17 protein-coding genes and 1 riboswitch are annotated in these 22,276 nt (G+C 43.9%); of the genes, 9 read left to right on the top strand and 8 right to left on the bottom strand.

Annotated features, from left to right (window positions below; translation table 11 throughout):
- Positions 1–246: 246 nt before the first annotated feature.
- The 4 genes from infC to BFN00_RS02900 form a co-directional block, all read right to left on the bottom strand.
- Positions 247–798 carry a translation initiation factor IF-3 gene (gene infC, locus BFN00_RS02885; protein ID WP_071850398.1) on the bottom strand — a complete coding sequence of 184 codons (552 nt, stop codon included), beginning with the start codon at positions 796–798 and terminating at the stop codon, positions 247–249.
- 5 nt (positions 799–803) lie between these two features.
- Complete coding sequence (gene thrS, locus BFN00_RS02890; protein ID WP_071850399.1) at positions 804–2,726, bottom strand: threonine--tRNA ligase; 1,923 nt, start codon at positions 2,724–2,726, stop codon at positions 804–806.
- A gap of 234 nt (positions 2,727–2,960) precedes the next feature.
- Positions 2,961–4,130, bottom strand: a complete 1,170-nt coding sequence (locus BFN00_RS02895) for an alanine racemase (protein ID WP_071850400.1) — start codon at positions 4,128–4,130, stop codon at positions 2,961–2,963.
- A gap of 10 nt (positions 4,131–4,140) precedes the next feature.
- Positions 4,141–5,427: a D-arabinono-1,4-lactone oxidase gene (locus BFN00_RS02900; RefSeq protein ID WP_071850401.1), complete on the bottom strand. Its 1,287-nt coding sequence runs from the start codon at positions 5,425–5,427 to the stop codon at positions 4,141–4,143.
- Positions 5,428–5,660: 233 nt separating this feature from the next.
- Between BFN00_RS02900 and BFN00_RS02905 the strand changes: the two genes are divergently transcribed.
- A complete protein-coding gene (locus BFN00_RS02905; protein WP_071850402.1) occupies positions 5,661–7,301 on the top strand; it encodes an acyl-CoA synthetase in 1,641 nt (546 codons plus the stop codon).
- A gap of 171 nt (positions 7,302–7,472) precedes the next feature.
- On the opposite strand, the gene trpB is transcribed toward BFN00_RS02905, so the two are convergent.
- Together trpB and BFN00_RS02915 are read right to left on the bottom strand one after the other, a co-directional pair.
- Positions 7,473–8,717 carry a tryptophan synthase subunit beta gene (gene trpB, locus BFN00_RS02910; protein WP_071850403.1) on the bottom strand — a complete coding sequence of 415 codons (1,245 nt, stop codon included), beginning with the start codon at positions 8,715–8,717 and terminating at the stop codon, positions 7,473–7,475.
- Complete coding sequence (locus BFN00_RS02915; RefSeq protein WP_005103301.1) at positions 8,698–9,342, bottom strand: phosphoribosylanthranilate isomerase; 645 nt, start codon at positions 9,340–9,342, stop codon at positions 8,698–8,700. The genes trpB and BFN00_RS02915 overlap by 20 nt, the downstream gene beginning before the upstream one ends.
- Positions 9,343–9,487: 145 nt before the next feature.
- A riboswitch (cobalamin riboswitch) is annotated at positions 9,488–9,698 on the top strand.
- A 38-nt stretch (positions 9,699–9,736) separates the two neighbouring features.
- On the opposite strand from BFN00_RS02915, the gene BFN00_RS02920 reads away from it, so the two are divergent.
- The 6 genes from BFN00_RS02920 to BFN00_RS02945 all read left to right on the top strand — a co-directional run bounded on the left by BFN00_RS02920 (position 9,737) and on the right by BFN00_RS02945 (position 16,675).
- Positions 9,737–11,572, top strand: a complete 1,836-nt coding sequence (locus tag BFN00_RS02920; RefSeq protein ID WP_071850404.1) for a TonB-dependent receptor plug domain-containing protein — start codon at positions 9,737–9,739, stop codon at positions 11,570–11,572.
- A gap of 102 nt (positions 11,573–11,674) precedes the next feature.
- Positions 11,675–12,259: a cob(I)yrinic acid a,c-diamide adenosyltransferase gene (locus BFN00_RS02925; RefSeq protein ID WP_071850405.1), complete on the top strand. Its 585-nt coding sequence runs from the start codon at positions 11,675–11,677 to the stop codon at positions 12,257–12,259.
- A 142-nt stretch (positions 12,260–12,401) separates the two neighbouring features.
- Positions 12,402–13,115 (top strand): glycerophosphodiester phosphodiesterase, encoded by a 714-nt coding sequence (locus tag BFN00_RS02930; RefSeq protein WP_071850406.1) that lies wholly within the window; start codon positions 12,402–12,404, stop codon positions 13,113–13,115.
- Between the two features lie 440 nt (positions 13,116–13,555).
- A complete protein-coding gene (locus tag BFN00_RS02935; RefSeq protein WP_004647507.1) occupies positions 13,556–14,722 on the top strand; it encodes an acyl-CoA desaturase in 1,167 nt (388 codons plus the stop codon).
- A gap of 132 nt (positions 14,723–14,854) precedes the next feature.
- On the top strand, positions 14,855–16,300 hold the full coding sequence (locus tag BFN00_RS02940; RefSeq protein ID WP_071850407.1) for a protein adenylyltransferase SelO: 1,446 nt from the start codon (positions 14,855–14,857) through the stop codon (positions 16,298–16,300).
- Positions 16,301–16,318: 18 nt separating this feature from the next.
- Positions 16,319–16,675, top strand: a complete 357-nt coding sequence (locus BFN00_RS02945; protein WP_005261868.1) for a hypothetical protein — start codon at positions 16,319–16,321, stop codon at positions 16,673–16,675.
- Positions 16,676–17,001: 326 nt separating this feature from the next.
- Here BFN00_RS02945 and BFN00_RS02950 read toward each other — a convergent pair whose 3' ends face one another.
- Together BFN00_RS02950 and baeS are read right to left on the bottom strand one after the other, a co-directional pair.
- On the bottom strand, positions 17,002–17,688 hold the full coding sequence (locus tag BFN00_RS02950) for a response regulator (protein ID WP_004278304.1): 687 nt from the start codon (positions 17,686–17,688) through the stop codon (positions 17,002–17,004).
- Positions 17,689–17,701: 13 nt separating this feature from the next.
- Positions 17,702–19,354 carry a sensor histidine kinase efflux regulator BaeS gene (gene baeS / locus BFN00_RS02955; RefSeq protein WP_005103294.1) on the bottom strand — a complete coding sequence of 551 codons (1,653 nt, stop codon included), beginning with the start codon at positions 19,352–19,354 and terminating at the stop codon, positions 17,702–17,704.
- Between the two features lie 135 nt (positions 19,355–19,489).
- Here baeS and BFN00_RS02960 point away from each other — a divergent pair, with 135 nt between their 5' ends.
- Both BFN00_RS02960 and BFN00_RS02965 read left to right on the top strand, forming a co-directional pair.
- On the top strand, positions 19,490–20,095 hold the full coding sequence (locus BFN00_RS02960; RefSeq protein ID WP_004732988.1) for a hypothetical protein: 606 nt from the start codon (positions 19,490–19,492) through the stop codon (positions 20,093–20,095).
- Between the two features lie 301 nt (positions 20,096–20,396).
- Entirely contained in the window at positions 20,397–22,199 is a 1,803-nt protein-coding gene (locus BFN00_RS02965) for an acyl-CoA dehydrogenase C-terminal domain-containing protein (RefSeq protein WP_071850408.1), read from the top strand.
- Positions 22,200–22,276: the final 77 nt, after the last annotated feature.

The raw sequence follows: 22,276 nt of genomic DNA on the forward strand, positions 1-22,276 counted from the left end.
GAAGGAGTCGATAGAAGTGAATGAGAGACAGGAAAGGATGGAGTAAACGCGTGAGGTCGTCGGCAGCGTCAGATGTGTATAAGAGACAGGGAGAAATCGAGGAGGTATGTTTTGCCTGAGAGAAGGGTTAGAAGTTGCCCACGAGTTGTGAAAGGAAAACCGCAGAAATACCCAAGAAAATGCCAGTCAATTTCTTAACTGACTGGCATTACTGCATATGCAGGGCTTTTTTCGCTTAATGAGTGCTTACTTTTTCTTTTTAGGACCAAGTAGCATACCCATTTGACGGCCTTCCATTTTCGGCATCTGCTCAACAGTACCGAATTCAGCCACGTCAGCTTCAATTTTTTGCAATTGAGCTAGACCCAACTGTTGGTGCGCCATTTCACGACCACGGAAACGAAGCGTGATTTTCACCTTGTTACCTTCTTCAAGGAACTTGATGATTGCACGTAGTTTTACGTTGTAATCACCAACATCAGTACCCGGGCGTAGCTTGATTTCTTTCACCTGGACTTGATGTTGTTTTTTCTTCGCTTCTTTCTGCTTTTGCTTAAGATCAAACAAATGCTTGTTGAAGTCCATGATCTTACATACTGGTGGCTCAGCGTTTGCTACGATCTCAACAAGATCAAGTTCAACACTTTCTGCTGCGCGTAGGGCGTCAGCTAAGCTTACAATCCCTTTCTGCTCACCATTTTCGTCTACAAGACGGACTTCTTTCGCACGAATTTCATCATTCAAGGCAGGACGGTTTGATTTGTTACCGCCCTGTTGATTACGGTCAGGCTGTTTAATCGCTGTTACTCCACAATGTACCGGCCGCGTTCGGCTACGGCTGCTTTTACTAGGTCAACGAAAGCATCGATTGACATAGTACCCAAATTTGTTCCTGAGCGGGTACGCACGTTTACGGTACCTTCCTCTACTTCACGGTCCCCAAGTACCAGTAAGTAAGGAATACGCTCTAATGTACGTTCACGAATCTTAAAGCCGATTTTCTCATTTCTCAAGTCAGAAATTGCACGGATACCGTTTTCTTTAAGTTTTGCGACGACTGACTCACATGCCTCAGCTTGAGAATCGGTAATGTTCATTACACATGCTTGCATTGGTGCCAACCAAGGTGGCATGAAGCCTGCGTAGTGTTCGATCAGTATACCAATAAAACGCTCGAAACTGCCAAGAATTGCACGATGTAACATTACTGGCTGATCGCGGTCATTATCTTCAGTGACATAAGACGCATCTAAACGTTCTGGCAAGTTAAAGTCACACTGAATGGTACCACACTGCCAGACACGACCTAAGCAGTCTTTCAGAGAGAATTCAATCTTCGGACCGTAGAATGCGCCCTCACCTGGTTGAAGCTCCCACTCAAGACCCGCAGCATCTAAAGCATCTGCCAAAGATTTTTCTGCCATATCCCAAAGCTTGTCATCACCCACACGTTTTTCAGGACGCGTCGACAACTTCATTTGTACTTCTTCAAAGCCAAAATCTTTGTATACATCCAGTGTCAATTTGATAAAGTCTGCAACTTCAGGACCAATCTGTTCTTTGGTACAGAAAATATGCGCGTCATCCTGAGTAAAGCCACGCACACGCATAATGCCATGTAAAGAACCTGATGGTTCGTTACGATGACATGAACCAAACTCTGCCAAACGTATAGGAAGATCACGGTATGACTTCAAGCCTTGGTTGAACACTTGCACGTGACAAGGACAGTTCATTGGCTTCACCGCATAGTTGCGATTTTCAGAATGTGTGGTGAACATGTTGTCTGCATAGTTTGCAGCATGTCCTGATTTTTCCCAGAGCGTGAAATCAACCACCTGAGGGGTACGGATTTCTTCGTAGCCATTGTCTTGCTGAACTTTACGCATGTATTGTTCAAGCACTTGATAAATGGTCCAGCCATTTGGATGCCAGAACACCATACCGGGTGCTTCTTCTTGCATATGGAACAAATCAAGCGCTTTACCAATTTTACGGTGATCGCGTTTTTCTGCTTCTTCAATACGTTTTACATACGCTGCAAGCTGTTTCTTGTCTGCCCAAGCGGTACCGTAAATACGTTGTAACTGTTCGTTTTTCGCATCACCGCGCCAGTAAGCGCCAGAGATTTTAGTTAGCTTGAATGATTTTAAGAATTTAGTGTTTGGAACGTGCGGACCACGACACATATCCAAATAATCCTGATGGTAGTACAAGCCCATTTGAGTTTCTTCAGGCATGTCTGCAATCAAGCGTAATTTGTATTCTTCGCCACGTGCTGTGAATTCTGCAATGACTTCATCACGAGGAGTCATTTTTTTCACAACTTCATAGTCTTGATCGATGAGCTTTTTCATACGCTCTTCAATCGCTGCCATGTCGTCTAATGTGAATGGACGTGGCATCCAGATGTCATAGTAGAAACCTTCTTCAATGACAGGACCAATTACCATTTTCGCTTCTGGGAACAATTGCTTAACAGCATGACCGACCAAATGCGCGCAAGAGTGACGGATAATTTCCACGCCTGCTTCGTCTTTAGGCGTGATAATTTGTAAGGTTGCATCTTCAGTAATCAAGTCAGACGCGTCAACAAGACGATCGTTTACACGACCTGCCACTGTATTTTTTGCAAGACCAGGTCCGATGCTAAGCGCAACGTCCATCACAGATACGGCGTGATCAAATTGTTTTTGATCGCCATTGGGTAAAGTGATAATTGGCATAAGAAAATCCTTAAGGAGTGATGCCCCGTACCATGGGGCATATCACCGCGAGATTATGATCGAGGAGAACCTCAAAAGATAAAAACGGTGGATAAATAAAAATCGACTTGAATTTTACACGTCTTAGCCACGGGATTAAACCTTTTCACCTAGAAAATTCGCGATTTGGCTCATTTTGAATTTATTTGCCAATACTTTGCCTTTACTCAGATCAGGAAATTTTCGGCTTTGTTTTTATTCTCTAAAGCTATCCCATATTTCGAATTTGCTCTGTATGTAAGCATAAAGCTGAGCGAATTGCGGAATAATCGCTTCACTCTGAGTCGGCCTTAAAAACACATAATCATCCACTGCAATGTCACACGGTTTAGGCACCTGAAGCATTTCCTGATTGCTGCTGCGGCCATACAACACATGCGGCCGGCTTTTTTCAGGATAAATATAATCTGCTCGCCAATAACCACCATACACAAACAAAGCTTTATATTTATGTGGAAGATGATTCAGTAGCTCCAAACCGGGCAATTGGCTATAGGGCAAAACTTTCAATACTGGAGTGGCAATCCAGAGTGCACATTTGAGTTCCGATAAATGATCCAAATCAAAATCACTCGGCTTGACCAACATGGAACCAAAAGCCAGATCATTGCATTCGCTCTGCTGGCAATGCTGCATAAAGGTCGGACTTCCACCTCCGTTAAAGCACAGACCCTCATGCCATAAATCCGGGAATTGCTGCTGAAGAATGGCTTTGTAGTGTTGATAAGTGTGTTGCGATTGTTGATAACTTTTTTCAGGACTTGTTATGATTTTTGGTAACTTTGCGACATGCGCGTCATAGCCCATTAGACCCGAAAGTTTGAGATAAGCCGCGTTGTGCTGAATCAGCTTCATTAAGGCTATAAATTGCTGCTGCGTTTGTACGCCGCCACGATGCAGTCCTACATCAATTTCAATATTGACATTCAGGCAGATATTCAAGCTTTGCGCGAGTTGCAGATATTGTTTTAATCGTTCCACATCATCAATCAACCATTGGATACTTGCTTGATCATTGATTTTATTTTGCTCAGATAAAGTTTGATAAAAATGTTTGACTGCCTGAATCGGCATCGGTTTACCCAACAAGATATCGGCTTGCTGAAATGTCCCTATAATCTCCAGCAGATGCGGCAGATGAAAGACCATAAAGCGCTGGGTATTTAGTTTTTCACTGGCCAGTTTGAGTAGCTGAATGCTGGCTAAAGACTTCACTACCAGACGTGGTTTTAACTTCGCAGGCAATTTTGACTGTACATAGTCCAAATTACGTTGATAGGTTTTTAAATCTAAAATCAGTTGCGGTGTGCCAGTGCCCTGCTGTTTTAAATCCTGTGTTAACTGCTGAAAATAATTCGATTGCATCACCCTCTCCTCATTTACCAGACAAAAACAGTTGCTTTAGGTACGGATTGAGCCATTTTTGCTGCGGATCCAGTTGCTGACGTAGCACCATAAAATCATCCCATTTTGGGTAGAGTTCGCGCAGCGAAGCGGTGCTCATGCTATGCAATTTGCCCCAATGCGGCCGTCCCTGATATTTCTGTAAAATCGGTTCAATCAGATCAAAGATGGTGCGGTAATCCTGTTTATAGAACTGGTGAATAGAAATAGACACTGAATCGCGCTGATAAAAAGGACTCAGCCAGATCTCATCGCCTTTGACATAACGGAACTCGATCGGGAAAAACATCGGCACCTGATGTTTACGTAAAATATGCAGAATCTCGTCCAGACACTGCAAGCCTGAATCAACCGGAATCTGATATTCCATTTCATTAAATTTGGTATTACGCGGGGTGGGGAAAATGCGATGCGACCAATCGACATAGCAGGTCGGTTTGACAAAGACACCGAGCAATTTTTGCAGATAAGGATTCGTAGCAGGCAACTTTCGAGTCAATTCTGAACACAAGGTCAGCAAGGCATCTTCCGAAGGCCAGCTCTCTGTTCTCGGCTGAATGGTTGCATCCGTTTCATCCAGAGTTTTCAGCATCACTTGATCGGCATGTAAAAAAGCCCAAAATTCAATATGCCGGTGCTGATGTTTCCATTGATCAATATGAGTAAATATGTCTTTTAATGAACAGAGCCGAATCTGTTCTTTTAGTTTATATCTGGGACGATTTTGCAGGGTGATTTGGGTCAATATACCCAAGCTGCCCAATGCCACCCGTCCAGCCTGAAATATTTCGGTATTCTGCTGACGATGACATTGCAACAGCTCGCCATCTGCGGTCAGCAATTCAAAGCCTTCCACGAAAGCGGATATGCAAGGTAAATCGATGCCCGTGCCATGCGTTCCAGTCGAAATCGCTCCGGCCAGACTTTGCTGGTCTATATCGCCCTGATTGATTAAGGCCTGATTGATCGGTGTCAGATCTTTCCCCAAATCATATAAACGCGTACCGGCGTACACGGTGCACTGTGTTTTCTCTTGATCAAAGGCAACCACACCTTTGAACTGATCGAGATTAAGCAACACCTCATCTGTCTTGGCCAAGGGGCTAAAGGAATGTCCTGCACCCACTGCACGAATGTGTGCATGGGTCTTCACTAAACTTTGTAATTCACTGATCTGGATGGGCTGAACAATCCGAGCAGTACTAAACTGGCTCCCCGACCAGTTTCGCCAGACGTCATTCGCCTGTTGTATTTTCATTATTATTCTCTGGCTTATATTATTTTAATGATTCAACTAGAGTAAAATACCTAAAAAATCAAACTTGGGAACCCATGCGTTCAGAACATTTAAGTAGGGTTAAATATTTTTATTAATATTCAAATACTTAAAATTTGTAAAATCGTACTCGACTAAAGCATAAATGCAAGATTTCTGAGAAATACATATCTTTTCAACAGGATATGAAAATAAATATAGAACGGAGTTTTACAATGGTTAGCGCATATGATGAATTACCGCGTACCCCCGCGAATTTTGTAGCCTTATCACCTTTACGCTATCTTGATCGTGCAGCTTATATCTATCCAAACCAGAACGCGATTATTCACGGTAAGCGTCGTATTACCTGGCGTGAGAAATACAACCGTTGTCGTCAGTTTGCCAACCAACTCCAAAAATTAGGCATCGGTAAAAATGATACCGTGTCTGTCTTACTGCCTAACGTCCCTGCCATGATCGAAGCGCATTTTGCTGTACCAATGGCAGGTGCCGTCCTGAATACCTTAAATACCCGTCTGGATGCCAAGACCCTTGCTTTCATGCTGGAACATGCTGAGAGCAAAGTATTATTGGTTGATCCTGAATTTACTGCACTTGCGACTGAAGCACTCGCTCTAGTTTCACAAGACATTTATGTCATTGATGTGGCCGATGCAGAGTTTGAAGGTGAAGATAAGCGTATTGGTCAAATCGAATATGAAGACTGGATTGCGCAAGGCGACGCAAACTTTGAATGGCATCTACCTCAAGATGAATGGGATGCCATCAGCTTAAGCTATACCTCGGGCACCACCGGCAACCCGAAAGGCGTGGTCTATCATCATCGCGGTGCCTACATTAACGCAGCCAGTAATATTATTGCCTGTGGTATGACACCACGTGCCACCTATTTATGGACACTACCGCTATTCCACTGTAATGGCTGGTGCTTTGCCTGGACCATGGCAGCCAACGGCGGAACCAACGTTTGCCTGCGTAAAGTCGATGCTGAACTGATCTTTAAGCTGATCGCTGAACATAAGGTCGATTACTTCTGTGGTGCACCGATTGTTCTGTCGATGTTGATTAACGCGCCTGAAGAGAAAAAGACCAAGATTGATCACCGTGTCGAAGTGATGGTCGCGGGTGCTGCACCGCCAGCTGCGATTATCGAAGGCATGCGCAATATCGGTATTAATGTAACGCATGTTTACGGCTTGACTGAAACCTATGGCCCTTCGGCACTCTGCGCTTCACAGGCGGGATGGAGCGATCTGTCTATTCAGGAACAGGCACAGTTACATTCACGTCAAGGCGTACCGTATCCATTGCAAGATGGCATGAAAGTGCTTGATCCGGATACCATGCAGGAAGTGCCGCATGATGGCCAGGCCATGGGTGAAATCATGTTCCGTGGCAATATCGTGATGAAAGGTTATCTGAAAAATCCTGAGGCGACAGCAGAAGCCTTTGCCGGTGGCTGGTTCCATACGGGAGATTTGGCGGTATGCCAACCGGATGGCTATGCCAAAATTACCGACCGTTCCAAAGATGTGATTATTTCTGGCGGAGAAAATATTTCATCGCTTGAAGTGGAAGAAGTACTGTATCAGCATCCGGCGGTGCTGACTGCGGCGGTAGTCGCCAAGCCTGATCCACGCTGGCAGGAAGTTCCTTGTGCCTTTATCGAACTCAAAGAAGGAATAACAGCTTCGGAAGAAGAAATTATAGAATTCTGCCGTGAGCATCTGGCCCGTTTTAAAGTCCCTAAAGATGTCGTGATTACCGAGATTCCAAAAACTTCGACGGGTAAATTACAGAAATTTGTCTTACGCGAATGGGCAAAAGAACGCGCGCAAGGTGAGTTTTCTTAAAAGATTACACTCTTCCTGAATAGATCTATAAATTATTGAGTTCATTTGGGAGAGCGCTGTTTTATTCCTTCAAAGCTTATCCAATAAAAAAATCGTGCTGAGAAAACTTAGCACGATTTTTTTACTCACCCTCTCCAAACCTCTCCCATAGGGAGAGGCTTATAGAAAAAGTTACATCTCAACCATTTCCACGCCATCAATGCGTGCCACCGTCATCAAGTCCTTATCACCACGACCTGAAACCGTCGCAATAATAATTTGATCCTTGTCCATGGTCGGTGCAAGTTTAGTGACATAAGCCATGGCATGTGCGCTTTCCAGCGCCGGAATAATGCCTTCAATTTTGGTCAAGTCACGGAAACCCTGTAAAGCTTCCTGATCATTGATCGGCACGTATTTCACGCGATCCATATCTTTCAGGAAGCTATGTTCCGGCCCCACACCCGGATAGTCCAGACCTGCAGAAATTGAATGAGTTTCAATGATCTGACCTTCTTTATCAGACATCAAGTAAGTCCGGTTACCATGCAGTACACCGACATGTCCGGCATTTAACGGCGCAGAGTGCTTACCAGTTTCAATACCCAGACCTGCTGCTTCTACTCCGTACATTTTCACGTCCTGATCATTCAGGAATGGGTAGAACAAGCCCATGGCATTGGATCCACCACCGACACATGCGACCAGTGCATCTGGCAGACGGCCTGCCTGTTCCTGAATCTGACGGCGTGCTTCACGACCGATGATCGACTGGAAATCACGAACCAGTTGCGGATATGGGTGTGGACCTGCCACGGTACCAATGACGTAGTAAGTTGAATCCACATTGGTCACCCAGTCACGCATGGCTTCGTTCATGGCATCTTTCAATGTTTTGGAGCCACTTTCTACCGGCACAACTGTCGCGCCTAATAAACGCATACGGTAGACGTTCATCGCCTGACGTTTTACATCGTCTGCACCCATGAATACTACGCATTCAAGGCCTAAACGTGCTGCAATCGTTGCCGTTGCTACACCGTGCTGGCCTGCCCCTGTTTCGGCAATAATACGTTTCTTGCCAGAAAGCTTCGCCAGTAAGGCCTGACCGATTGTATTATTTACTTTGTGCGAACCGGTATGGTTCAGGTCTTCACGTTTCAGGTAAATCTGTGCGCCACCCAACTCTTTCGACCATCGTTCAGCATGATATAAAGGACTCGGACGACCGACGTAAAACGTCATGTCACGGTCAAATTCTGCCAAAAACTGCGCATCATCTTTCATACGGAAATAGAGCTTTTCCAAGTCTTCTAAAGCCGCCATGAGTGTTTCTGACACAAAACGTCCGCCATGAATACCGAAATGCCCGCGTTCATCCGGGAATTGGGTATAGTCAACTGCCTGACTGTTCTGGCTAGTACTTTGCTGATCCACGATGGACTCCTTGCATAAAGCGTTCTATGAGTTGTTGGTCTTTAATACCTTTTGCGGACTCGACACCGCCACTCACATCGACGGCATACGCCTGTGTGGTGAGAATTGCCTGTTCAATATTGTCAGGATTTAAACCGCCTGCCAAGATCAAGGGAATATTGAGTTTGGGAAATGTGTCCCAATCGAAGCTGTGCCCTGTGCCACCTTTCAGATCAGGATGCCATGCATCTAATAGCACTGCGCTTGCGCCTGCATCTTGATAACCTTGAATTTCTGCGACTGCATCCAGATCAGGTTTTACCTGAATGGCTTTATACCAACGGCGTCCGACCTGCTGGGCGATAGCCTGACACTGTTCAGGTGTTTCATCGCCATGAAATTGTAAAATATCCAGCGGTATTTTATTTAAAATCGCCTGGATTTCATCTGCGTGACTATTCACAAATAAACCCACCGCCTGTACATAAGCTGGAACCGACTGAATCAGGATTTCAGCCTGCTCTAAAGTGACATGCCGCGGACTCGGTGGATAAAATACAAATCCTATCGCGTCACAGCCAGCATTGGCTACGGCATGTACATCTTCAACTCGGGTGATTCCACAAATTTTGGCACGGGTTCGCATATTATGTTGGCTCTAGATCTACCAATGTATTGAACAATCTGTAAGATTGGGGCAAATCATTGTAATGCAATTTTTCTGACTTGCGTAAAAGTTCATCCGGATTATTCTCGATGCAGATTGTTTATAAGGCATACAAACTTTATACTGCGCTCACTTTGCAGCAAGTCCAAGCCTTCAGGCTTTAGGGAAGCTGGTGTAAATCCAGCACTGCCCCCGCAACGGTAAAAAATGAAACGTCTATCAATTTAAACTCTTCGGTTTACACCACTGCATCTTGATGTGGGAAGGTGGATATACAGCAAAGTCGCTGCTTTGCACATTTAAGTCCGGAAACCTGCTTGTTGTGTTCTATAACTCAATCATTCACGGGGAAGTGAATGTAGGGAGCTTTAACATGTCACTTCATTGTCAACCTACTGCCTTGGTAGGTGCGATCGCACTTGCGTTGGGTACCACTTCATCTGTTTTTGCTAACGAGCAAAAAGTTGCGAAAGCATCTTTAGATACCATTGTGGTCACAGCGACTCGCTCTGGAGAAAAAATTGAAAATGTGCCAGCGCGTATTTCGATTATTGAACCTGCAATTCTTGAGCAGTCACCTCTTAAAGCACTACCAGATTTACTCAAAACAGACCCAAGTATTAATGTCGTGCAATCGGGTGGTTATGGCCAGCAAACTTCTATTTTTTTACGCGGCACCAATTCCAATCAAGTTTTAGTACTACGTGATGGTGTTCGTTTAAATACAGCCACCACAGGTGCAGCGTCTATTCCATTTTTAGACACCACAGATCTTAAACAGATTGAAGTCTTAAAAGGCCCTGCGTCTGTGCTTTATGGTACAGACGCAATTGGTGGTGTAGTGCAGTTTGTAACAAAAACACCTGAAAAAACGGGTGCTTTCGTTACAGGTGAAATTGGTGAAAATCAAACCTACAAATCAATTATTGGTGCTGACTTGGCAGAAAATGGGGTGTATGCACAGATTCGCGGTCAAGTATTAGAAACTGACGGTACACCTGTATTCAATATCAATGACACCCGTGACTATAGTTATGATCAAAAAGGCTATAGTGCAAAATTCGGTATTGAAAAAGAGCGTTATGCGACATCACTCGATTACAGTCAAAACTCAGGAAATGTCCAATACAGTAATTGGGGTACATTCTCCAGCCAAGATTTTGAAAATAAAATTGTAAACTTAAAAGGTCGTATTAACCCAACACAAGTCACTGAAATTAATGCACGTCTATCTCAGTTTAAAGATGACTTAGATCAGGTCACATCAAGCAGCTTTGTACATAGCACCACGCAAGAAGCAGAAATCTATGGCAAATGGAATTTCACAGCAGCACAAAATGTTTTACTGGGCATTACCCAGCGTAATACCGATGCAAAAACCCAGGCTATTGATGAAGATATTAATTCAACAGGCTACTATATTCAGCATCAGTATCAGACAAATAGCTTAAGCACTCAGGTGGGTGTGCGTGTCGAAGATAACGAAAAATTTGGCTCACATACCGTTGCACAAGGTGGTATCCGTTATCAACTGCTCCCTAATACCAGCATTTATACCAATATTGGTTCAGCATTTAAGGCACCGACTTTAAATGATATGTATGCTTTTGGCGGCAATGATCAACTGAAGCCTGAAGAAAGCATTTCGTATGAAATGGGGATAGATCAAAAACTTCCATTAAATATTTTAGTAGGTGCTTCCGCTTTCTATACGGAAGTCGATAATTTAATTAATTCGGAATGTATTATTGATTGTGGAGAAGAGTGGCTTCCAACTACTGTTTACCAAAACCAAAACATTGATGAAGCCAAGATGACTGGCGGCGAATTGACGGCACAATGGGCAAAAGATCAGTTCTTTATTAATGCCGGTTACACTTATGTCAAAACTGAAGATACGAAACAGAATTCAGAGCTATTACGTCGCCCTCGTCAGTCATTCACTGTATCGACAGGTCTACAAAATGCCGATTACGGTTTAAGTGCTGCACTGGTAGCAAAATCGAAAGCGAAGGACTTTAGTCGTGATATTCCAGGTTATGCACGTGTTGACTTAAATGCATATTGGAATATTAATCCAACAGTTAAACTGTTTACTAACATTGAAAATGTCGGTGATGTGAAATACAAAACTGTGCATAGCGCTGGCGACCAGTACTATGTGAACGGTGGCCGTCTCGCTTCTGCAGGCATCACCTTTAAATACTAAGCTCTAAACAGCAAAAAACTTTAAAACAGCGCAGTTTATGGATAATGTTATGACCGACATTATCCTTTTTTATTATCTTCATTAAAAATTCAAGGAACACATATGGGCCACCGTTTAAGCAAAATCTACACCCGCACAGGCGATTCAGGTACCACAGGACTCGGTGATGGCTCACGTGTTGCCAAAGATGATTTGCGTATCACAGCACTCGGTGATGTCGACGAACTAAATGCCGTGATTGGCGTATTACGTGCACAAATTTCAGCAAGTAACATTGAAGATCAAGCTACTTGGGATAAATCTTTAAGCCTGATCCAGCACTGGTTATTTGATCTGGGCGGTGAAGTGTGTATTCCGGGTTTTAATCTGGTGCAACCGGTATCGATTGAGTTTCTGGAAAATGATATCGACCGCATGAATGAAGCTTTGCCGATGTTAAAAGATTTTATTCTGCCTGCTGGAACGTTGGTGTGCAGCTTTGCCCATCAGGCCCGCGTTGTTTGTCGTCGTGCAGAACGCAGCGTTATGTCAGTCCACCACCGTGACCAAAATATTCAGGCAACATCATTGCAACTACTCAATCGTTTATCAGACTGGTTGTTTGTAGCATCGCGCACCCTGCAACGTGCTGAGGGCGGTTCCGAAGTGCTGTGGCAAAAAAATATCAATGACAGCATCGAAAAGTAAAATTATGTTTCAAGTTAGCATCTAAAAATACACGTCAGATGTCTCTTGATTTTACAGAGCGTCTGACGAAAATAGAAAGTGTCATCCTTCTGTCACGTAGCCCTCGCAAAATGAACTTAACTTTCCCACTCATGAGCATCTTATGCGCATAATTGGTCATCGTGGTGCACGTGGCGAAGCCCCTGAAAACACCTTGGGCGGTTTTCAGTATATTCAGGAAATCGGCATTCGCGCCGTTGAGTTTGATGTCCGTCAGCTCAAAGACAACGCCTTAATCATCATGCATGACGATGATTTCGTGCGCACGACTGGTTTGCAAAAGCATCTATATGAATGTAACCGTCAGGATCTGTGCCAATATAACCATGCAGTCAAATGGTCAGAATGGAATAAAATCGAAGCGACCCCACTGCTCGATCAAACCTTAAATGTCATTCGAAATTTCGAGCATATTGAAGTCGAAATTAAAAGCGTAGCATCTGAAGCAGCAGCTGAAAAAATAGCGTTTGAGGTCGAACAACAACTACAAGGTTATGAGCAGGCAGCCATTATTACCAGCTTTGATGCCAAAATTCTGGATGCTTTCAAACAGCAAAACTCACGTTTAAAACGCGGTTTATTGATTGAAACCGATGTCAAACATCAGGCCATTGATCAGGCGCTGGAACTTGGATGCTGTCATATTGGCTGGATGGATGAACTGGCCAGTAAAGACCTGATTCAGGCCACTCAGGCTGCCGAGTTGAATATCAGTGTCTGGACGGTCAATGATGTGACCCGAGCTAAACAGCTGCGAGACTGGGGCATTCAGGGGCTGATTACCGATTATCCAAAATTGATGCTACAACAACTCTAGATAATCTCTCTTAGCCTTGATTGATCTCGGTATTTCTTGACCCAGTTCATGTCGATAATACAATAAGGAAAGCGTGAATCTTCCTTAATCGGATTTTATTTGAAAGTGAAATTAAGTTGCCCAACACGTATATTCTGCAAATTTACTGATAATATTGTAGAAATTATGAACAACTATTTTCCTCTGATTCATTCGGTTTCAATTTTCTGAAAGAGTGATAATCCTCAGTCACTTAGTCGGAAATCAGAGCCTGTCTACGCTCGCAAAATGGTCACTTCTGCCCTACTTATTCTGTTACCGACAAGTACAATACAACCGTACAATAATGCTAGTGATGCCTTAGGGCACATGCTAATATGGACAAGATAGGCTGCTGTTAAAACCAACAGTAGTTTCTGCTTTTTGTTATACCTTCCGAGGTTCTAGGAGTGCTGTTGGAGATGAATGCTCCCTTACCCAAAGCCCCCATCAACTGGATTGCTGTGTTTGCATTGGTATTTTTACCGATCGTAGCCCTGATTGCGATTCCGTTGTATGCGTATCACCATGATTTTAGCGCTGCCGCTTGGATCAGTATGTTTGTTTTACTGGGCGTAAGCAGCCTCGGCATTACAGCAGGATACCATCGCCTGTGGGCACATCGTGCTTATGAAGCCACTTTACCATTAAAAATCATCTTGATGATTATGGGTACATTTGCTGTACAGAATAGTATTTTATTCTGGGCATCTGGTCACCGTACCCATCACCGTCATGTCGATGATGTTGATCAAGACCCGTACTCGATCAATAAAGGCTTCTGGTATGCACATATTGGCTGGATGTTACGTGATTATCCATCTGGTGCTGCCAACTATAAAAATGCGCCAGATCTGTTAAAAGACAAAGTGGTGATGTTTCAGGACAAATACTACGTTCCTTTAGTGATTGCCGTGCATGCTGCGATTTTACTGCCCATCGGCTGGGCTGTAGGTGATGTCTGGGGCGTATTACTGTTGGGTGGACTAATGCGTTTAATCCTGAGCCATCATGTGACCTTCTTCATTAACTCACTTTGCCACATGTGGGGAAATCGTCCTTATACCGATGAAAATACTGCACGTGACAACTTCGTACTCGCGGTTGCAACTTGGGGTGAGGGTTATCATAACTATCACCACATTTTCCAATACGATTACCGTAACGGCGTAAAATGGTGGCAATACGATCCAACTAAATGGTTGATCTGGACTTGTTCTAAACTTGGTTTAGCTAAAAACTTGCGCCGCATTCCTAGCTTTAATATCAAAAAAGCGGAATTGGCAATGAAGTTTAAATATGCCGAACAGGATCTTGCGGTGTATGGCCATGATGTTTCTGAAGATATCTCGGCGGTAAAAACCAAGATCGCACAGGAATATGATGCATTTACCCAAACTTTAAATGACTGGGCGAAGCTGAAAGAACAGGAAATTCAGGTCAAGAAAGCATCGATGGCTGAAAAAATCCATCAGATGGATGACAAGCTGAAAGTTGAATTCCAGCTGGTTGAACAGCGTCTTTCTCATCATCGTCAAACCTTGAATCTACTGGTTCGTAATTTGAAAAAATCTGCAGTTTCTCAATAAAAGCTGTTGAACACTAAAGCCCCGATTGGGGCTTTTTTTATGTCCGAAAGATAACGTGAACTCTCGCTTATACAACAGTTTTATACAGCTATCTTTGTTATAGTAAATTTATTCCAATCCTGTACTGACGCCATGTATTTTAACTCTCGCTATCAAACACTACCTGCTCGCCTCTATCATCATCAAGTTCCGCTGCCGTTAAAAGGTGCGAAAGCCGGACATTTTAATGCAGCTTTAGCAGAGCAACTGCAATGGTCGGATGAAGACAAGGCGCAATGGGTCGAGATTTGTAGTGGTCAGAAAGTTTTTACTGAATTTGAACCCTTGGCTATGGTCTATGCAGGTCATCAGTTTGGACAATGGGCAGGACAGTTGGGAGATGGTCGCGGGTTGTTGATTGCGCAAATTCTGGATAAAAATAATCAGACCATTGACCTGCATTTAAAAGGTGCTGGTGCAACCCCTTATTCACGCATGGGCGATGGTCGTGCAGTACTGCGTTCAGTCATTCGTGAGTATCTGGCAGGTCATGCCTTAAATGCTTTAGGTGTAGCATCCAGTAATGCAGTTGGTTTTACTTCATCAATCCAAGGTATTCAGCGTGAGAAGCTAGAGCCGGGCGCGATGATGTTGCGTACTTCAGACTGTCATATCCGTTTCGGCCATTTTGAATGGATCAATCAGTATCAGCCAGATCTACTAGCTGAATTTATCCAGAAATGTATCGAATGGCATTATCCAGAATGCCTGCAAGCCGAACAGCCGATCCTGAGCTTTGCCACAAAAGTTATTCAGCGCACTGCGGTGATGATTGCCAAATGGCAACTGGTTGGTTTTGCACATGGCGTGATGAATACTGACAACCTGAATATTACCGGTTCAACTTTGGACTTTGGTCCTTATGGCTTTATGGAGCGCTTCCGTCCGAACTGGATCAATAACCACTCGGATTATCAAGGGCGTTATACCTATCAGCAGCAGCCAAGTATCGGACATTGGAATTTGTGGCAATGGTTAAACAATCTGGTCCCGCTCTGCCCTACAGATTATGACAAAGAACAATGGAAACAGGATTTAGCTGCATGTCTGGAGCATTATGAACCAACATTCTTGGAACATTATAAACATGGTTTAAACCAGAAAATGGGCTTGCCAAGTTTCCATAAAGACAGTTTTGACTGCGCTATGGCCTTTCTGCGAATTTTGCAAAGTGAGCAACTAGACTATACCCAGAGTTTTATCGGGTTGCAAAATAAAGACTATGAAGCCCTTAAAGATGATTGTCTGGACCGACGCCAGTTTGAAGCATTCCTGGCGCAATATGGATCTATCCGTGAACACCAGGATATAGAAGAATTGGATGCCGCCATGCAACTGGCCAATCCGTATTATATTCTGCGGAATCATATGGCACAGAAAGCCATTGAACTGGCAGAGCGGGATGATTTTTCTGAAGTAGACCGTCTGTTTAAATTACTCAGTCAGCCTTACCTGAAACAGCCCGATTTGGAACAGCCTGAAGATTTAGCGCCATTGCCAAGTGATGTGCCTGAAGTGATGGTGAGTTGTTCGTCTTAATAAATAGACTCAAAAAACATGCAAAAAATTGATCAAACTAAATTGACACATGAAATTATTGAAACAGCATATAAGCTGCTTACTCACAAACTCGCATTTGGAGGATTAATTACACATAACGAAAGTGCTTTCCAATTAGAATTAGGACATATTTTAAAAACACTTGGGCAGTTGTATGAGTTTAGGTTAAGCGACAAATTCCATTTAGAGTTTGAAACATTTTTACCTTTAAAAACAACGAGTATTAAGAGTCAATCTGAGCGAGCAAGAATTGATATTTTAATTCGTTATCAAGATGGTGATCATCAAACTTGTGCTGCTATAGAACTAAAATTCTTTAAGAAAAGTAACCATCGGGAACCTAACAACCGTTAAGATGTCTTTAAAGATCTTTCAAATTTAGAACTTTACAAGAGAAATGGAATCGACATTTGTTATTTCATTCTCGCAACTGATCATGCCCACTATTGCAACCAAATAAAATATTCGGATGATACCCGTGATTTTGATTTCAGGCATAAAAGTACGTACAAAGAAGGAACGATATTAAGTTATAGAACTCCTAAGCCTTACGGAAACGATATTACACTCATGCAAGACTATGAGTTTTTATGGGACCAGATTAACGATTTATATTTTCTGAAAGTACAAGTTTAAATAAATGTGGATGGTTAATAATAACATCCACATTTATTTTTTAATCAATCTTCAGGATATTCAAAACGGTAGCCCACACCATACACCGCCTGAATCCACTCATGACGGTTGCCGGTTTCAGCCGCATCTGAAATCTTACGGCGTAAATTCTTGATATGACTGTCAATGACACGGTCAGCCACATCAAAACTGTCCGGATTAATATGATCCAGCAATTGCGCACGTGAATATACCTGTCCGACATGTTCCAGGAATAACTCCAGTAAACGGAATTCGGTCGGCGTTAAATTCAAGGCTTTTTGTTGATACCAGATGCGCTGTTGTGATTTGTCCATACGGAATAAATCATTGCTTTCCGGTTCTGATTTACGATCCAGACGACGTAACACAGCCTGTACACGCGCGACCAGTTCTTTCGGACTAAATGGTTTACAGAGATAATCATCTGCACCCATATTCAGACCCAACACACGGTCAATTTCTTCAGTACGTGCAGTCACCATAATAATCGGTAAATCCGACTGTTCACGTACCTTACGGCAAATGGTCAGGCCGTCCATACGCGGCACCATCAAGTCCAGAATCATCAGACTCGGTTTACGCTGGGTAAAACTGTTATATGCTTCCTGCCCATCATGAAACATACTGACCTCAAAACCAGCAGCTTCCAGATAGTCTCGCACCAACTGTGCAAGTTCGATTTCATCTTCAACCAGCATGACATGTTTCATCAATCTATTCCCTTCATGGTTTCATTTGTTTAGGAAAGCTCAGCTTGCATCGTAAACCACCCAGTGGTGAATGTGCAAAGCTTAAGCTGCCGCCCAGCGCCTGCGTAATTTTACATGATAATGCCAAACCCAGTCCGGTTCCGCCAGTCGCTCGGGTACGCGAATCATCGACACGGTAGAAACGCTCGCCAATACGCGCCAGTTGTTCATCAGTCAGGCCAAATGGACTATCATCGATATATAAGGTCCATTCTTTATCATCTTGCGTGGTGTGAATATGCACCTGCCCGCCTGCTTCAGTATAGCGAATACTGTTACTGAGCAAGTTCGCCACAATCTGTTTAAAACGATCCAGATCCAGATTTAACTCAGTCCCTTCGCCATCTGCAGTAACCGTCAATTCAGCCTGCTCAAAGTTCGGCTGGAAGTTAATAAGTTCCTGCTGCACCACCTCCCACGGATTCACCGTCGAGAAATAGAATTGCAATTGCTGGGCATCGACCTGTGCCAATGCTGCCAGATCTTGGGTCAGTTTTTTCAGGCTATTCACCTGAGCCAACATGGACGCAAAATGTTCAGGCGTTGGTTTACGAATCCCGTCCTGCATCGCTTCAATCTGTGCCTGTAAGACTGCTAGTGGCGTTTTTAACTCATGCGAGGTATCTGCCACCCACTGACGGCGTGAGGTTTCATGCTGATCCAGAATCACCGCCAATGCATTTAATTCATTGGATAAATCACCTAATTCATCATTCCGGTTCACTTTAACCTGATATTGATAATTTCCCTGAGTCAAGGCACGCGTACCATTGAGCAGACGTTGAATCGGCTTTTTAAAATAAGTCGCCAATAACAAGGACGCAATCAGACTCGCCAAAATACTGAGAGCATAAACCAGAAATAAATAACGCTTTTGGTTACTGAAGAAATTAATACTGAGCGCATCATCCTGATCTAGTACCGGTTTTAAGCCCAAATAGCCGACAATCTGATTATTCACCATAATCGGGCGATAAGAAATCTGTTCATCTGAAGCCTCACCCACTACGAAACGACGCTTGGCATCATACAGTGAGAGACGTGAACTGAGGCCAAGACGGTCCGGCATCTGAATAAACTGTTTTTTACCAGTCGGTTGCTGGGCTGGCTGCTCACCATTTTTGCGATCAGTTCTAAACAGATTTTGATTAGAACTGAGCGGGAATTTCAAGCCTTCAAAAGGCTGAAACTGGGAAGGCAAATTAGATGCTAGTAAACGTAATTCTTCTTCATTGACCTGACGTTGTGGCAGCTCTGGATCCACCATACTCGGTGCCACTTGAGCCAAGGTCTGTTCCTGAAAATAACGCTGCTGCAAGGCAATATCATACTGGCGGCGTAACCACCAGCGTGATAATCGGTCATAATCATCTGGTGCGGCTTCACCTTCCATCTGGAGAATCTGTGCCTGAATCGCGTTGCCCCAGTCCTGATAGACTGCATAGACATCCGCCAGATTTTCAATCACATAATCCAGCTTCTGCATTTCGACATCAGCGACATAACGGGCGAAATTACGCTGCATATTCAGATGCAATACACCCAGACTCACCGTGGTAATGACCAGCGTGGTCAACAGCACAGTCAAAAATAGACGTAATGCAATGGGAATACGGCGAATGTTCAAAAGTAAAATCTCAATTTTTCTTCTATATTCATTATTGTAGCGAACACTGCATCAAAAAACCCTTCATTGTTTCTACATCTTTATTGTTTAATCTTTAACGATCAAAAGAATCAGACCTTTAATGGGATTAATCATATGCAAACGATGACAAAAATAGCATTAATCAGTGCAAGTGTTTTATCAATGGGTGTGTTGACTGCCTGTCAATCCACCAGCAATGTCCCAAGCAATGATCATCCCCACATGATGAAACATCATGAAGGTAAAAAACATCATCTAAGCCCTGAACAGCGTGAGCAGTTTAAAGCGAAACGTGCAGAACGCATGCAGTTTGCCAAACAGCTTCAACAGGCCTGCGACAATAAAGCCGTGGGTTCAGCCATTCAGGTCAAGAGTGGCGATAAAACCATAGACGGCACCTGCCAGATGGTCTTTAAAGCAGATCGTAAAGAGATGAAAAGCCATCGCGGTGAACATCGTGGCATGAAAGCTGAACATCATCCAATGCGTGCCGATATGCGTGGCGGCATGATGCGCGGTGAAGTCCTGACTGATGCCAAACGTGCAGAATTGACTAAACAGTTTGATCAGCGCCTCGCTCAACACCAGGCACATCAACAAGCCATGCTACAAGCCTGTCAAAGCAAAAAAGACGGGACAGCTGCACAGATCAAGATGGGCGAACAAACCATCAATGGCAAATGTCATGTTCGTTTTCAGCCTACAGCCTCTGCCTATTAATGCATAGGAATCAAGGCTTCACGACCAGCACCTTCGGGTGCTTTTTTATTGCGTGCTGTTTCATGCATACAGTTGACTATTCCTTTCCTACAAAATATGACTAAAGTCTTTATACTCAAGACCTTTAATGCATCATGCAGATTAATCTTTGACTTTACAGTCACCAAGAAAACACCCCGAAAAGCTTGTACCGCAGGGGAAGTTGTTGCACGATTAGATCATTCCAAACCGTGTCAGTGAAGACAGGTTTTAGTTCATCTAAGATTATAACGCTGGTTCAACCAGTATTGAGGAAACCGATATGCCACAATACAAAGCGCCTTTACGTGATATGCAATTTGTGTTGCATGAATTATTAAATGCTGAACAACACTATGCAAATCTCCCTGCATTCCAAGAAAACGTAAGCCGTGAGCTGGTAGATCAGTACTTAGAAGCTGCGGCCGACTTCTGTGAAAACGAATTGTCTCCAATCAACCAGACCGGTGACCGTGAAGGCTGTACCTGGAATGACGGCGTTGTCACGACTCCGACTGGCTTTAAAGAAGCATACCAAAAATACATCGAGCTGGGCTTCCCTTCTCTTTCTGCTGAAGAGCAATACGGCGGTCAAGGCTTACCAAACTCTTTAGGTATCACGATTTCTGAAATGGTCGGTACTGCGAACTGGGCATGGGGCATGTACCCTGGCCTGTCTCACGGTGCGGTTCGTACTTTAGAACACCATGGTTCAGCTGAACAAAAAGACGCTTACCTGCCTAAACTGGTTTCAGGTGAGTGGACGGGTACCATGTGCTTAACTGAATCTCATGCGGGTTCTGACCTGGGTATTATCCGTACCAAAGCTGAACCACAAGCGGACGGTAGCTATGCAATCTCTGGCGAGAAGATCTTTATCTCTGCTGGTGAACACGACATGGCTGAAAATATCATTCATATCGTACTTGCTCGCCTTCCTGGCGCACCGAAAGGCACCAAAGGTATCTCATTATTCATCGTACCAAAATTCAATCTGAATGCTGACGGTTCGATTGGTGAGCGTAACGGTGTACGTTGTGGTTCGATCGAACACAAGATGGGTATCCACGGTAATGCGACTTGTGTCATCAACTTTGACAATGCTAAAGGCTTCCTGATTGGACCTGAAAACCGCGGCCTGAACTGTATGTTCACATTCATGAACACAGCACGTATCGGTACAGCAGTTCAAGGTCTTGCAGCATCTGAAGGTTCATTCCAAGGCGCGCTTGCATACGCAAAAGACCGTCTGGCAATGCGCTCTTTAAGTGGCCCTAAAGCACCAGAAAAAGAAGCAGATCCAATCATTGTACATCCTGCTGTACGTAACATGCTGTTGACGCAAAAAGCATATGCAGAAGGCGGTCGTGCACTGGTTTACCTGTTAGCACAATATGCTGACGTGGTTGAACATGCTGCAGAAGAAGCAGACCGTAAATTTGCAGACAACATCCTGTCATTGCTAACACCAATCGCAAAAGCATTCCTGACTGAAACCGGTTCTGAAGCTGCGAAACACGGTGTTCAGGTATTCGGTGGTCATGGCTTTATTTCTGAGCACGGTATGGAGCAGATCGTACGTGATACACGTATTGCTTGCCTGTACGAAGGTACCACTGAAATTCAGGCACTAGACTTGTTAGGCCGTAAAGTATTGGGTACGCAAGGTGCAATGTTGAAAGACTTCACCAAGATCATCCATAAATTTGCTGAAGCGCACAAAGACAATGCTGCAATGAAAGAATTCGTTGAACCATTGGCTGCCTTGAACAAAGAATGGGGCGACCTGACCATGCAAATTGGTATGCGCGCGATGCAAAACCCTGAAGAAGTGGGTGCGGCTGCAGTCGATTACCTGTACTTCTCTGGTTATGTCACTCTAGCTTTCCTATGGGCACGTATGGCATTGGTTGCTCAAGAGCAACTGGCTGCTGGCACCACTGAGGTTGATTTCTACAATGCCAAAGTGACGACAGCACGCTTCTACTTCAAGAAAATCCTGCCACGCGTTCGTTCACACGTTGAAGTGATTGCGACAGGTATAGAGCCATTGATGAACCTGGATGCGGAACACTTTGCATTCTAAGTTAGTCTCAGACTAGCTACCTCTCAGAAAAAGGACGGTCAATCAACAGGCAGTCCTTTTTCTTTATAAAGAGTTAC

The sequence above is a fragment of the Acinetobacter sp. AR2-3 genome (genome assembly GCF_001878775.1).
In the GTDB taxonomy this organism is placed as follows: domain Bacteria; phylum Pseudomonadota; class Gammaproteobacteria; order Pseudomonadales; family Moraxellaceae; genus Acinetobacter; species Acinetobacter lwoffii_D.

Excerpts from the sequence above, each read along its gene's own strand:
- BFN00_RS02900 (WP_071850401.1), bottom strand. The coding sequence starts at position 5,427 with ATGAAAATACAACAGGCGAATGACGTCTGGCGAAACTGGTCGGGGAGC.
- BFN00_RS02895 (WP_071850400.1), bottom strand. The coding sequence starts at position 4,130 with ATGCAATCGAATTATTTTCAGCAGTTAACACAGGATTTAAAACAGCAG.
- BFN00_RS02965 (WP_071850408.1), top strand. The coding sequence starts at position 20,397 with ATGCCACAATACAAAGCGCCTTTACGTGATATGCAATTTGTGTTGCAT.
- BFN00_RS02905 (WP_071850402.1), top strand. The coding sequence starts at position 5,661 with ATGGTTAGCGCATATGATGAATTACCGCGTACCCCCGCGAATTTTGTA.
- BFN00_RS02950 (WP_004278304.1), bottom strand. The coding sequence starts at position 17,688 with ATGAAACATGTCATGCTGGTTGAAGATGAAATCGAACTTGCACAGTTG.
- BFN00_RS02920 (WP_071850404.1), top strand. The coding sequence starts at position 9,737 with ATGTCACTTCATTGTCAACCTACTGCCTTGGTAGGTGCGATCGCACTT.
- BFN00_RS02935 (WP_004647507.1), top strand. The coding sequence starts at position 13,556 with ATGAATGCTCCCTTACCCAAAGCCCCCATCAACTGGATTGCTGTGTTT.
- BFN00_RS02960 (WP_004732988.1), top strand. The coding sequence starts at position 19,490 with ATGCAAACGATGACAAAAATAGCATTAATCAGTGCAAGTGTTTTATCA.
- BFN00_RS02940 (WP_071850407.1), top strand. The coding sequence starts at position 14,855 with ATGTATTTTAACTCTCGCTATCAAACACTACCTGCTCGCCTCTATCAT.
- thrS (WP_071850399.1), bottom strand. The coding sequence starts at position 2,726 with ATGCCAATTATCACTTTACCCAATGGCGATCAAAAACAATTTGATCAC.
- BFN00_RS02915 (WP_005103301.1), bottom strand. The coding sequence starts at position 9,342 with ATGCGAACCCGTGCCAAAATTTGTGGAATCACCCGAGTTGAAGATGTA.
- BFN00_RS02930 (WP_071850406.1), top strand. The coding sequence starts at position 12,402 with ATGCGCATAATTGGTCATCGTGGTGCACGTGGCGAAGCCCCTGAAAAC.
- BFN00_RS02945 (WP_005261868.1), top strand. The coding sequence starts at position 16,319 with ATGCAAAAAATTGATCAAACTAAATTGACACATGAAATTATTGAAACA.
- BFN00_RS02925 (WP_071850405.1), top strand. The coding sequence starts at position 11,675 with ATGGGCCACCGTTTAAGCAAAATCTACACCCGCACAGGCGATTCAGGT.